This is a genomic window from Streptomyces sp. DT2A-34 (assembly GCF_030499515.1).
Lineage (GTDB): Bacteria > Actinomycetota > Actinomycetes > Streptomycetales > Streptomycetaceae > Streptomyces.
Genome location: NZ_JASTWJ010000001.1, coordinates 7,151,013 through 7,163,455, shown reverse-complemented (window position 1 = coordinate 7,163,455; position 12,443 = coordinate 7,151,013). Strand labels below are relative to the sequence as shown.

At 69.5% G+C, this 12,443-nt stretch carries 12 protein-coding genes; 3 read left to right on the top strand and 9 right to left on the bottom strand.

Annotated elements, in window-relative coordinates:
• The first annotated feature begins 32 nt into the window (after nucleotides 1-32).
• Nucleotides 33-1,496, top strand: coding sequence for a hypothetical protein (locus tag QQM39_RS32155; protein WP_302001044.1), 1,464 nt, complete (start codon nucleotides 33-35; stop codon nucleotides 1,494-1,496).
• Between the two features lie 16 nt (nucleotides 1,497-1,512).
• Nucleotides 1,513-1,731, top strand: a complete 219-nt coding sequence (locus QQM39_RS32150) for a zinc ribbon domain-containing protein (protein WP_302001043.1) — start codon at nucleotides 1,513-1,515, stop codon at nucleotides 1,729-1,731.
• Between the two features lie 81 nt (nucleotides 1,732-1,812).
• Here the strand turns inward: QQM39_RS32150 and QQM39_RS32145 are convergent, their stop codons facing one another.
• From QQM39_RS32145 to QQM39_RS32135, 3 genes are all read right to left on the bottom strand, one after another.
• Entirely contained in the window at nucleotides 1,813-2,628 is an 816-nt protein-coding gene (locus QQM39_RS32145; protein WP_302001042.1) for an HAD family hydrolase, read from the bottom strand.
• On the bottom strand, nucleotides 2,628-5,213 hold the full coding sequence (locus tag QQM39_RS32140; RefSeq protein ID WP_302001041.1) for a phosphoribosyltransferase: 2,586 nt from the start codon (nucleotides 5,211-5,213) through the stop codon (nucleotides 2,628-2,630). Before QQM39_RS32140 ends, QQM39_RS32145 begins: the two co-directional genes overlap by 1 nt.
• A 72-nt stretch (nucleotides 5,214-5,285) precedes the next feature.
• Nucleotides 5,286-6,455 (bottom strand): HpcH/HpaI aldolase/citrate lyase family protein, encoded by a 1,170-nt coding sequence (locus QQM39_RS32135; protein ID WP_302001040.1) that lies wholly within the window; start codon nucleotides 6,453-6,455, stop codon nucleotides 5,286-5,288.
• Nucleotides 6,456-6,642: 187 nt separating this feature from the next.
• Between QQM39_RS32135 and QQM39_RS32130 the strand changes: the two genes are divergently transcribed.
• The gene (locus tag QQM39_RS32130; protein ID WP_302001039.1) at nucleotides 6,643-7,452 is read left to right on the top strand and encodes a TerD family protein; all 810 of its coding nucleotides are present in this window, start codon (nucleotides 6,643-6,645) and stop codon (nucleotides 7,450-7,452) included.
• A gap of 95 nt (nucleotides 7,453-7,547) precedes the next feature.
• Here QQM39_RS32130 and QQM39_RS32125 read toward each other — a convergent pair whose 3' ends face one another.
• The 6 genes from QQM39_RS32125 to QQM39_RS32100 form a co-directional block, all read right to left on the bottom strand.
• Nucleotides 7,548-8,285 (bottom strand): Tellurium resistance, encoded by a 738-nt coding sequence (locus QQM39_RS32125; protein ID WP_302001038.1) that lies wholly within the window; start codon nucleotides 8,283-8,285, stop codon nucleotides 7,548-7,550.
• A 124-nt stretch (nucleotides 8,286-8,409) separates the two neighbouring features.
• A complete protein-coding gene (locus QQM39_RS32120) occupies nucleotides 8,410-9,558 on the bottom strand; it encodes a DUF475 domain-containing protein (protein ID WP_302001037.1) in 1,149 nt (382 codons plus the stop codon).
• Nucleotides 9,559-9,684: 126 nt separating this feature from the next.
• Nucleotides 9,685-10,260 carry a TerD family protein gene (locus QQM39_RS32115; protein WP_302001036.1) on the bottom strand — a complete coding sequence of 192 codons (576 nt, stop codon included), beginning with the start codon at nucleotides 10,258-10,260 and terminating at the stop codon, nucleotides 9,685-9,687.
• Nucleotides 10,261-10,381: 121 nt separating this feature from the next.
• Entirely contained in the window at nucleotides 10,382-10,957 is a 576-nt protein-coding gene (locus QQM39_RS32110; protein WP_031476289.1) for a TerD family protein, read from the bottom strand.
• Between the two features lie 157 nt (nucleotides 10,958-11,114).
• On the bottom strand, nucleotides 11,115-11,573 hold the full coding sequence (locus tag QQM39_RS32105; protein ID WP_302001035.1) for a peroxiredoxin: 459 nt from the start codon (nucleotides 11,571-11,573) through the stop codon (nucleotides 11,115-11,117).
• A gap of 128 nt (nucleotides 11,574-11,701) precedes the next feature.
• Nucleotides 11,702-12,136 (bottom strand): DUF3052 domain-containing protein, encoded by a 435-nt coding sequence (locus QQM39_RS32100; protein ID WP_030054586.1) that lies wholly within the window; start codon nucleotides 12,134-12,136, stop codon nucleotides 11,702-11,704.
• Nucleotides 12,137-12,443 lie beyond the last annotated feature (307 nt).

Below are 12,443 nucleotides of genomic sequence, written 5' to 3'. Positions count from 1 at the left end.
AAACCGGTGGGAGAATGAACCGGGCAGGGTGAATGACAGCACGGGAGAGGGATGTGACGGCGACACCGGCGACACCTCCGCAGCCGAACTCGCCGTCAGTGCCGGGCGCGCGGGGACATCCCGCGCGGGGTGTCGTGCATCCCGTACGTCGGGTTCCGCGCGGCTCGCGCCACGCCCTCCGCGACACCCTCACCCTGGTCTCCGCCCTCCCCCTCCTGACCGTTCTCGCCCTGCCCGCCGCCTTCGCCGGTGGCGGTACGCGGCGCTGGTTCGGTGGGCGGGCCGAGAGTCAGCGGGCCGAGGCGCAGGCCGCGAAGGACGCGGCGGCGGCCGCGTTCTACGAGCTGGACACCGCCCAGCGGGATCTGCGGATCTCGATCGAGACGATCACGGCCGTCGACGACTCCCCCGCCGCCCGCCGTGCGATCACCGACTTCGAGGCGCTCGGGCGGCGTATCGACGAGGCCAGTCACCAGTACATCCAGGCCGTCGACGCGCACGACCTCGACCGCGACGACCTGGAGGCCTCGGCCGCCGCCCGTGCCCGCACCGAGCTGACGAGGGCCAAGGACGAGCTGGGGCGGGTCAAGCAGGACCTGGACCGGTTCGAGGAGGGGCTCGGGCCGCTGCTCGGCAAGGCCGAGACCCAGCTGGCCCGGCTCGCTCCGGCCGTCGAGCGCGCCCGGCAGGGCCTGCTCGCCGCCTCGAACGCCCTGGACGCCGTACGGGGGGCGGGGCTGAAGGCGGACGACCTCGCCGCCCGGCTCGCGGCCCTCGCGCCGGAGCTGACCAAGCTGAACCAGGGCGCCGGGCAGCATGGCGTGCCGCAGACGCTGGAGCGTGCCGAGCGGGTCGCCCGGGAGGCGGAAGCGGTCCGGGTGGAGGCCGAGCGGCTGCCGGAGAAGGCCGCCGAGATCGATCACCGGCTCGTGTCGCTGCGGACGCGCGCGCAGGCGCTCACCACCCGTGCCGGGCAGGTCGAGCCGGTGCTGAGCGAGTTGCGGCGGCGGTTCACGGCGGCCTGCTGGCAGGACCTGCAGAGCGTCCCGGACCGGGCCGGGGAGAACGTACGGCAGGCCGAGCTGAAGCTGAAGGAGGCGCAGGCCGCGCGCGACGACCAGCGCTGGCCGGACGCCACGGCGCTGCTGTCGACGGTCCGGGCGCTGCTGAACAGCACCGACGAGTCGGTGTCCGCCGCCGGTGACCGGCTGCGCCGGCTGAACGCCGTGCAGAAGGACCCGCAGCAGGAGATCGACCGGACCCGTTTCGCGATCCGGGACGCCCAGCGGCTGGCCATGGCGGGCCGCAACACGCCCGATCCGCGGCATGCCCGCCCGCTGGACGACTCGGTCGCCCGGCTGGAGCGGGCGGTCGGCACGTTGGAGGGGCGTCACCCGGACTACTGGCACTTCCTGACCGAGACGGAGGCGGTGCGGCAGTCGGTGGCCCGGGTGGTCGCGCAGATCCGCGAGGAGCGCGGGGGCTCCGCCCACTGACGGTTAGCCTGTGCTCATGCCTCGTTATGAGTACCGCTGCCGCAGTTGCGGCGACACGTTCGAACTGAGCCGTCCGATGGCGGAGTCGTCCGCGCCGGCGAGTTGTCCTGCCGGGCATGACGACACGGTGAAGCTTCTGTCGACGGTCGCGGTGGGCGGCACGGCGAGCGCCCCCGCGGCGCCCAAGGCGAGCGGCGGGGGCGGTGGGTGTTGCGGTGGGGGCTGTTGCGGCTAGGTAGGACGGCTCGTTGTTGTCTGCGGGGGCGTGGGGGCTTGTCGCGCAGTTCCCCGCGCCCCTAAAGGCGCTGCGCGCCCCTTAGGGCGTTGGTGTGCGGGTTGCCTTCAGGAACTCCCGCAGGATCCGCTCCCCCGCCAGCACCCCCCGCTCCGGCAGCGCGCTGATCGCCGGGGCGATGAAGTCGGTGTCGGCCAGTTCGCCGTGGCCCGGGCGCCAGCCCCGGTCGGCGGCCAGCAGGAGGTCGGCGTCCAGCAGGGAGTCGCCGGCGGCCAGCGTCAGCTCCGCACCCGTCCGGCGGGCGACCTCGTGCATGGCGGCGCTCTTGGTGAGCGGCTTCGGGACGGCGTAGATCTTGCGGCCCTGCAGCGACACCGTCCAGCCCCGGTTCTCCGCCCACACCGCGAGCTCCTTCACCCACTCCTCGGGCAGCAGCTCACGCTCGACGACGAGGTAGGCGAAGAGGTCCTCGGCGATCCGGTGCTTGCGCACCCAGGCCGGGGACGCCGACGCCATCAGGTGGTCCTGCACCTCCGCGAGCGGCGCGCACTGCTCGGCAAGCCGGGCCACGACATGCGCGTTCCAGTCGGGGTCGGAGACGCCGTCGACGAGCAGATGGCCGCCGTTGGCGCAGATCGCGTACTTCGGTGCCGGGCCCGGCAGGTTGATGCGCTGGTACTGCTTGCGGGTCCGGGTCGTCGTCGGCACGAAGACCGCCGCGTCGCCGAGATCGGTCAGCAGCTGGGCCGCCGTCTCGGTCATGAACGACAGCGGCTTGCTCTCGTGCACCTCCACGCACAGCAGCCTCGGCGCCCGCGGGTCGGGCATGGTCAGCGCGAGGGCCGCGGCGGAGTAGATGAGCGTACGGTCGAGGTCGCTCGCCACCAGCACCGGCATCAGAGGTTCACCGCCTTGCCGTCGGCACCCGTCGCGCCCCGCGTGTACTTGGGGTGGATCAACCCCACGCAGGTGTACGGCAGTTCGGCCACCTCTTCCACCGGTACCCCTCTCTGTTCGGCCAGCAGACGTACGTGGTCCAGGTCGGCGCCGGCTCCGGCCCGCGCCAGGATCTTCCAGGGCACCCGGCGCAGCAGCACCCGCGTGGTCTCGCCCACGCCCGGCTTGACGAGGTTCACGTCGTGGATGCCGTACTCCTCGCTGATGCGCTCGACGGCCGCCCAGCCCTCCCAGGTCGGCGCGCGGTCGCCGGACAGCAGTTCCTTGGCCGTCGCGTCGACCGCGTCCACGACCTCCTGGAAGCGCGCGGACACGGCGTCCAGGAAGGCCACGGAGACGTCGGCGCCGGCGAGTTCGCGGTAGAACTTCGCGCCGTGGTAGTCGTGCGGGCCGACCAGGTCGGCGCGCAGGACGGTGCGTGAAATCAGGCCGGAGACCGTGGAGTTGAGGCAGGCGGACGGGATGAGGTAGTCGTCGCGGGTGCCGTACGTCCGCACGCACGAGCCCGGGTCGGCCAGTACGGCGATCTCCGGGTCGAAGCCGGTGATGCCGTCGGACGCCTCGAACTCCCGTATCGCAGCGGCGAGTTCGCGGGTGATGGCACCCTTGCCGGTCCAGCCGTCGACGAAGACGACGTCCCGCGGGTCGTGGTGCGCGGCCAGCCAGCGCAGCGCGTTGGCGTCGATGCCGCGGCCGCGGACGATCGAGACGGCGTAGTGGGGCAGTTCGAGGCCGTGCCGGAACTGGGCCCAGCGGCGCATGAGGACGCCTACGGGGGTGCCGGCGCGGGCGAGCGAGACGAGCACCGGGCGGGGCGAACGCTCTGCCAGCACCAGCTCGGTGACCGCACCGACCGCCTGCGCCAGCCGTGCCGCCGACTCCTCCAGGGCCGCGTGGAACAGCGTCTGGTACTGCTCGGTGGGCTGGTACTCCACGGGCAGCGACTCGGCGTAGTGCGCGCCGCCGCTCTGGATGGCCTCTTCGCGCTCCTCGGTGGGCGCCTCCAGCGTCACGTCCGAGAGGTCCTGCAGCAGCCAGCCGACCTCCTCGGGGGCGTACGAGGAGAAGGCGGGGCCGCGGAGGGGCTCGGGCAGCATCGGGTGCCTTTCGGGAATGGCCAGGGGGCCGGGGACGTACGACGGTACGACCGCCAGCAGGACGTGCGGGGTGTGGGCGGCGAGCTGTGCCAACAGGCCCTCGGGCGCGTGCAGTTCGGGGGTGTCGGCGACCGAGTCGACCACGGCTATGACGGCGTCGAAGCCGGCGCCCGCGACGTTGTAGGCGTAGCGCTCGCCGGGGCCGTCGGCGGGGTCGTCGTGGGCCGGGAAGACGAGGCGGGTGCGTATCGCGTAACCGGGGTCGTCGACGGCGAGGACGGGCGAGCGGGTGGTGGTGGAGTAGCGCACCTCGGCGTCGGCCACCTGCTCCAGCTCATGGGCGAGCCTGAGCGGGGCGTACATCAGCTCTTCGAAGCCGAGTACCAGGACGCGGCGCGCGTCGGCGGGGAGTGCCTCTGCGAGGCGGGCGGTGATGGCGGGGAGGGCGCCTTCAAGGCGGGTGCGGTGGGCGGGGGTGAAGCCGTGGCGGCCGCCGTCGGGGAGGCCGGGGGGCCAGCACAGGTCTATGCGGGTGAGGTGGGGGGGTGTGCGCTCGTCTGCCGGGTGCGGGCCGGTGGGGGCTGGTCGCGCAGTTCCCCGCGCCCCTTGAGGGGCGACCACGGCAACGCCCGTCTTCAAGGGCGCGGGGAACTGCGCGACCAGCCCCGACGGCGCCGCAGACGACCGACTACCGCTCGCGGCACTCTCGGCCTCGTACCGCGCCACCAACGCCTGCCCCTTCTCCAGCACCCCCTCCGGCAGCCGTACGGTCCCCGACGCGGCCGCCACCAGATCCACCCGCGCGCCGATCTCCCGCGCGAACTCCTCCAGCCGCCCCGCGTCCGCTGCCGACCGCATATCCACCAGCGCAACGACGACATACCGCCGCCGCGGATACCGCGCATGAAGATCCCGAACGGTGTTCAGCACCGTGTTCCCCGTGGAGAACTCGTCGTCGACCAGGACCAGCGGCCCGTCGCCGACCAGCAGCGCCGGATCCTCCGGCAGCAGCAAATGAGACGTGGCGTGCGAGTGGGACTCCTCGAAGCCGCCCGCCCGGGCGACTCCGGCGACCGGGCGGCGGGTGGAGTGCAGGTAGGGGGCGAGGCCGATGCCGTCGGCGACGGAGTGGCCGAGCCCGGTCGCCGTCTCCGCGTAGCCGAGGACGACGGCCTTGGCGGCCTCGTCGGCGCCCAGGAGATTCCGTACCCGGCGGCCGAGGGCGAAGCCGGCGCCGTACACCACGGACGGTGACTGCGGTACGTGCTTGCCGAGCACGTTGGAGACCAGCAGATGCGCCCGTTTGGGGTTGCGGCGCAGGGCGAGCCCCAGCATCTGCGTGAGCTCGTCGTCGCCCACGAGCTGGACTCCGAGCCGCTCGGCGACCCAGCTCCCGGACCAGACCCCGTTGTTCACTGCGTTGTTCATGCGTCCCTTGGATATAGAAGCCGGTCAGCGGGCTCTGGGCCAGTTGGCCGGATCGAAGCCGGTCGGCCCGGTTCAGGCCGGGATCCCGGCGGCGAGCAGCTCCACGAAGCCGATGTCCTCGTTGGCCACACCGAACACCTCGGCCCGCAGCAGGGTCCGCTCGGCCCAGGCGCGGTGCGGCTTCACCTCATTCATCTTGTTCGTGTACTGCGACCGAAGTACACCCCCGCCGCAGCGCTCGGGCTTGAGGATGTCCTTGGCGTCGCTGAACTCCTCGTGACTGACCACGGACAGCGCGTGCACGGGCAGTACGTGGGAGGGGTGGATGCAGGTCTTGCCGAGCAGGCCGTTGGCGTGGTCCAGGGTGATCTCGCGCAGCAGGCCGTCCATGGAGTGCTCGATGAGGGCCTCGCGCAGCTCCTCGGCCTGGCCCTCCAGGAAGGGGCTGCGGCGCAGCTGCGGCTTGAACATACGTTCCTGCACCCGGAAGTACTCCCACACCGGCCCGGTCACCGTGAACCCGGTGCCGTCGGCCCTGCCCAGCATGTTCACCACGTCGGCGATCACGGAGGCGACGATCTGGACGTCGTACGCCGTCATGTCCGGGGCGCGCCGCAGTCCGTACGACGAGCAGAAGTCGGTGACCCCCAGCCGCAGCGCCAGCACCCGCTCCCGGTACTTGTCCACCGCCCGGGAGACGCCCTCCAGGGTCTCCACGCGCGACTCCCGGTACATCAGCTCGGGCGATTCCAGCACTGGCATGGCGAAGAGCCGCCGCCCGCTCTGTGCCTCGGCGCTCGCGAGGGCCTCCAGGAAGGGCATGCCGGGCTCTTCGGTGAACTTGGGCAGCACGAATCCGGAGAGCAGCCGTACGGCGGGACCGAGCCGTCGTACCAGGTCGGGGATCTGCTCGGGGGCGCGGACCCGGATGAAGAGCAGCGGCAGCTGCACCGCGCCCGCCCGTCCCGCGAGGTCGGTGAACTGCCGGACGAGGTTCTCCTCGCCCTCCGCCACGTCCTCGTCGCCGATCGAGTCCTCCAGGCACAGCACCATCGAGACCACGCCGCGCCCGGCTTGTTTGACGATGTCGTCGGCGAGCTGCGGCCGGGTCGCCGGACTGTAGAGCGTGGCGCCCAGGGCCGCGGAGAGCAGCCGGGCCGGGGAGTCGGCGGAGAACTCGCTCGGCTCCTGGTGGAAGAGGCGCTGCCGCACCTCCGGGGCGATGTGCCCGAAATGACGCATAGAGCTCCCCCGTGGTGACTCGATGGCCCCTGTGACCGGTTCACAGGTGGCCGGTAATAGTACGTAGATACCCATGTCAGGGGTTCCCGCAGGGCATGAATTTCTGGTAACGCGGACGAACACGAGCGCACACGGCCTGTGTACCCCCGCGTTGTCGTGACCAGGACGGAGAGGGCAGGATGACCGCATGACGCACGCGATGTTGAAGGGGTCGAACGTCCCGCTCGAAGCCACGACGGTACGCGCCGTGCTGCGCTGGACGCCCGGGCAGGGGGTCCCGGATGTCGACGCCTCGGCACTCCTCCTCGGCCCCGACGGTCGTGTGCGCTCCGACGAGGACTTCGTCTTCTACAACCAGCCCCGGCACCCCTCCGGACAGGTCTGGCGACTCGGCAAGAAGCGACTCACCGAGGGCCTCACCGACACGATCCAGACAGATCTGGCCGGTGTCGAGTCCGGCGTCGGTCAGATTCTGCTGGTCGCTTCGGCGGACGGCGTCGCCTTCGACCGCGTACGGGACCTGCGCATCGTGCTGTACGACGCGGCAGCCACCGACGGCGACCCGCTGGCGTACTTCGACATCAAGCCGGAGACGGGCCAGGAGACCGCCCTGATCTGCGGTGAGCTGTACCGCCGCGGCGAGGGCTGGAAGTTCCGCGCCCTCGGCGAGGGCTACTCGAACGGCCTCAAGGGCCTGGCCACGGACTACGGCATCTCGGTGGACGAGTCGGAGGCCATGGCGGAGCCCGCGCCGACCACCACGCCGGAGGTCTCCCAGCCCCTCCCCGCGGAGCAGCCCACGACCGTGGTCCCGCCCCAGCCGTCCTACGGCTACCCCCAGCAGCCCCCGCCCACCCAGCCGGCCTACGGCTACCCGCAGCCCACCAGCCAGCCGGTCCCGTCCGCATCGGGCTACGGCTACCCGCCCCCGGTAACGGCTCCCCACCACCAGAACTTCCGTCTGCCACCCCAAGGGCCACAGTTCATCGGACGGTGACGGCAGCGCCCCGTAAGGGGCGCGGGAAACCGCGCGACAAGCCACAACCGGACCCGCAGCCGCCACACAACACAAGGCCCCGGGCTCCCAGGCGACTACTTCTCCGCTTTGGTCTTGTAGCCCCGTCCCCACTGAAGTCCCCAACCGAACAACCGATCCAGCTCAGCCTGGAACCCGTACACGAACTTCACCTCACGCCGAACCCATATCTCCCCCTTCACGTTCTCGATCGTCACCACCGCACAGGACCGGGCCTGCGGATGCCGCTCATCGAGGCCGATCTCGATCCGGGGCCCATTGCTCGGATACAGCGTGACGATCGCGTGCGTACGGTCGAACGCCGGCGTCTGGTCATAGATGTACACAAAGACCAGCAGCCGCTTGATGTCCTCCCGATGATCCAGGTTGACGTACATCGTCTCCCCGGACGCCGACCCGAACCGGTCGTCCCCGCTGAGCTTGACGTACGGCGGCGAGTTGACGTCCCCGAGGAACCCGCCCAGCGGCTGGACGACCCCCTTCGTCCCGTCGGCCAGCTCGTACAGGCACCCGAGGTCGAGGTCGACGTTGACCATGCTCTGGCTGTGCCCGAGCACCTCCGGCGGCCTGAGCGCCTTGAAGGGATGCCGCAGCAGACTCTCCCGCTGCGATCCCCCGATGTCCGACGTCCGCATACGCCAGGCCAGGTTGACCCGGAGATGACCGGTCGCCGCGCCCTGTTTGGTGAGCGAGACCCGGTCGTGCCGCTTCGTCAGCTCGATCGAGTTCGATGACGCGCTGCCCGAGTCGAACTCGGCCGCCCGCCCACGCCAGAGCCCGTCCAAGAAGCCCATTCCGCCCCCACGTCCCACGAAAGAACCGCGTTCACCACGAAAGAACCACGGTCACCTGGAAAAACCGGCGGGGCGGCCGGAGGCCCGGCCGCCCCGCTCAGAGCGTTCCTCACCCGCAGGGGTGTCACACCCCGGACGAGACCTCAGTCTTCTCGTCCGAGGCCGCCGCTTTTCCCTCCGCTGCCGCCAGCGCACGGTTGCGGCGGACGGAGGACCAGAAGGACCAGCCGATCAGGATGACGCCGATGGAGCCGGTGATGAACTCGTTGATCTCGTACTGGATGGTGACCAGGAGGATCCCGGCGAGGGCGCCGATGGCGTAGTGCGCGCCGTGCTCCAGGTAGACGTAGTCGTCGAGGGTGCCCTCGCGGACCAGGTACACGGTCAGCGAACGGACGTACATCGCGCCGATACCGAGACCCAGGGCCATCAGGACGATGTCGTTGGTGATGGCGAAGGCGCCGATCACGCCGTCGAAGGAGAAGGACGCGTCCAGGACCTCCAGGTAGAGGAACATGAAGAACGCGGCCTTGCCGGCCATGGCGACGGCGGTGCGGGGCTTGCCGGAGCGCTCGGCCTCTTCCTCGGCCTCGTGCTCGCGCTCCTCCTCCTCTTCGAGCTTGTCCTCGAAGTAGCCGGAGAGGCCGCCCACGATCAGGTAGGTGATGAGGCCCCCGATACCGGAGAGCAGAACCGTCTCCGCCTTGTCGACGTGTGCGCCGCCGTGCTGGTGGGCGTTGGTCGCGAAGGTCATCGCGCTGATGAGCAGCACGATCAGGGCGATGCAGACGGTCAGCATGTCGATCTTGCCGAGCTTGGCGAGCGGGCGCTCCAGCCAGCCCAGCCACTTGATGTCCCGGTCCTCGAAGATGAAGTCCAGGAAGATCATCAGCAGGAACATGCCACCGAACGCGGCGATCGCCGGGTGGGCGTCGGTGACCAGCTGCTGGTACTGGTCCTTGTCGCTGAGCGCGAGGTCGACGGCCTCGATCGGCCCGAGCTGCGCGCTGATCGCGACGATGACGACGGGGAAGACCAGACGCATACCGAAGACGGCGATCAGGATGCCGATGGTGAGGAAGATCTTCTGCCAGAAGGCATTCATCTTCTTCAGGATTCCGGCGTTGACCACCGCGTTGTCGAACGACAGCGAGATCTCGAGGACGGAGAGGATCGCCACGATGCCGAGGGCGGTCCACCCCCCGAAGAGGACCGCTGCAACCAGGCCGAGCGCGGTGACCGCGAACGACCAGCCGAAGGTTTTCAGAACCACTGGCTACCCAATCCTGTGTGTACGGGGCTCCCGAGCGCCGCACTCGGCTTTACGAAGACTTTGAAGCCGAAGTCTAGTCGGCCCCCCTCCCCACCCCACGGGGCCCCGACTTTTGCTCATATCGCGTTATGAGACGTTGACCCCGAAGTCCAGCGCGATGCCGCGCAGACCCGACGCGTACCCCTGTCCGACGGCCCGGAACTTCCACTCTCCCTGGTGGCGGTACACCTCGCCGAAGATCATGGCGGTCTCGGTGGAGGCGTCCTCGCTCAGGTCGTAGCGGGCGAGCTCCTGGCCGTCGGCCTGGTTCACGACGCGGATGAAGGCGTTGCTGACCTGGCCGAAGGTCTGGCCGCGCTCGTCGGCCATGTGGATGGAGACGGGGACGACGATCTTGTCGCACTGGGCCGGCACCTTGGAGAGGTCGATCAGGAGCGACTCGTCGTCGCCGTCGCCCTCACCGGTGAGGTTGTCCCCGGTGTGCTCCACCGAGCCGTCCGGGCTCTTGAGCTGGTTGTAGAAGACGAACCACTCATCGCCCATGACCCGTCCGCCGGTGCACATCAGGGCGCTGGCGTCGAGGTCGAAGGGGGCTCCGGTGGTGGAGCGCGCGTCCCAGCCGAGCCCGATCATCACCTGGGTGAGATTCGGTGCGGCCTTGGACAGGGAGACATTGCCTCCCTTGGCGAGCGTGACGCCCATATTGCTGGTCCTCCCCGCGTGATGCTTTTTGGTTGTCCTGCGCATCCGGCGCCGCACCCAAACGGTACGGCGCCGGACTCAGCCAGTGGTGCCCTGGACGGTCACCCCTCGGATGATGACCTCAGACGTTCACACCGAAGTCCTGTGCGATGCCGCGCAGGCCCGAGGCGTAGCCCTGGCCGATGGCGCGGAACTTCCACTCCGCACCGTGCCGGTACAGCTCGCCGAAGACCATCGCGGTCTCGGTGGACGCGTCCTCGCTGAGGTCGTAGCGCGCGATCTCGGCGCCGCCGGCCTGGTTGACGACGCGGATGAACGCGTTGCGCACCTGGCCGAAGGACTGCTGGCGGTTCTCGGCGTCGTAGATCGAGACCGGGAAGACGATCTTCTCCACGTCGGCCGGGACGCCGGCGAGGTTGACCTTGATCTGCTCGTCGTCGCCCTCGCCCTCACCGGTGAGGTTGTCACCGGTGTGCTCGACGGAGCCGTCGGCGCTCTTGAGGTTGTTGAAGAAGACGAAGTTCGCGTCGCTGCCGACCTTGCCCTCCGGGTTCAGCAGCAGCGCGCTGGCGTCGAGGTCGAAGTCGGTGCCGGTCGTGGTGCGGACGTCCCACCCCAGACCGACGATGACCGCAGTGAGGCCCGGGGCCTCCTTGCTCAGTGATACGTTGCCGCCCTTGCTGAGGCTGACTCCCACGAGTCCTCCATTGGTTTCCAGGGGCGGGGAGCCCCGCCGTGCGTTTGATATCGGATCAACGAGTCGATCCTAGTGACGGGTTCCCGTACCTCGCAGGCCCTGGTGCCCAAGAATCACAGGTGTCGGTCACCAGAGGGACCGGACGGGATCACACGGGTCAGAGGGTGTCGAGGGCCTTGACGTACTCGTTCAGGTCACGCGCGTCCGGCAGGGCGTTGACGACCGTCCAGCGCACGATGCCCTCCTTGTCGATGACGAAGGTGCCGCGTACCGCGCAGCCCTTGTCCTCGGCGAAGACGCCGTAGGCGCGGCTGACCTCGCCGTGCGGCCAGAAGTCGCTGAGCAGCGGGTACTCCAGGCCCTCCTGCTCGGCGAAGACGCGCAGGGTGTGGATGGAGTCGTTGGAGACGGCGAGCACCTGGGTGTCGCGGTCGGAGAACTGCGGCAGGTTGTCGCGCACCTCGCACAGCTCGCCGGTGCACACGCCGGTGAAGGCGAAGGGGTAGAAGAGCAGAACGACGTTCTTGGAGCCACGGAAGTCGGAGAGCTTCACGGTGGCGCCGTGGTTGTCCTTGAGCTCGAAGTCGGGGGCCTTGTCGCCGACCTGGATCGCCATCGTCGTGGATGTCCCTTCGGTGGGGCTGTTCGGATGGAACCCACCCTATGCAGCGACCACCAAGGCCCGTGCAGGAGGCCGGGCCGGGCTTTTCAGCCCGGCCCGGCACCGCCAGCGGCTATTACCGATTACTTCTTGGTCTTGGCGGCCTTGGGCGTCACCAGCCGGCTGCCGCTCCAGTCCTTGCCGACGCTGACGCTCTTGGATGCCGACAGACCCGCCGTGGTCGCGGCTTCAGAGATGTCGCTGGGCTCCACGTAGCCGTCACGGCCGGTCTTCGGGGTCAGCAACAGGATGGCGCCGCCCTCTTCGATGTACGTGGTGGCGTCCACCAGCGCATCCGTCAGGTCGCCGTCCTCGTCGCGGAACCACAGCACCGCGGCATCGGCAACGTCGTCGTAGTCCTCGTCCACGAGTTCTGTGCCGGTGACTGACTCAATGGCCTCGCGGAGTTCCTGGTCTACGTCGTCGTCGTAGCCGATCTCCTGGACCACCTGCTCGGGCTGGAACCCCAGCCTCTCGGCAAGGGTCCGCTCCTCCGCGTGGTCCGCGGTCGCGCTCACGGGTTGCCTCCTGATCATGTCTTGGGAAATAACTCAGCCACGCGCGTGCGCGAAGCATTGGCCGTAGTCCACACGGGCGGGACGGATCGCGCAAGTACCCGGCCGTTCAGACCGCCGAAACGGTGACGATCCTGAACGTGTCACCGCAACTTCAGGCACACCATCATCGTCCCAAGGTGACGTACACCACGCCAATCTGCCCCCTTTGGGCGTTTGGGAACCCTCAGCGGGTACTCCGCCGTTACCAGGACCCGGTTACCTCACAGTAGAGATGACGTTTGGCGCCCCTAGGTACACGATGGGGAGT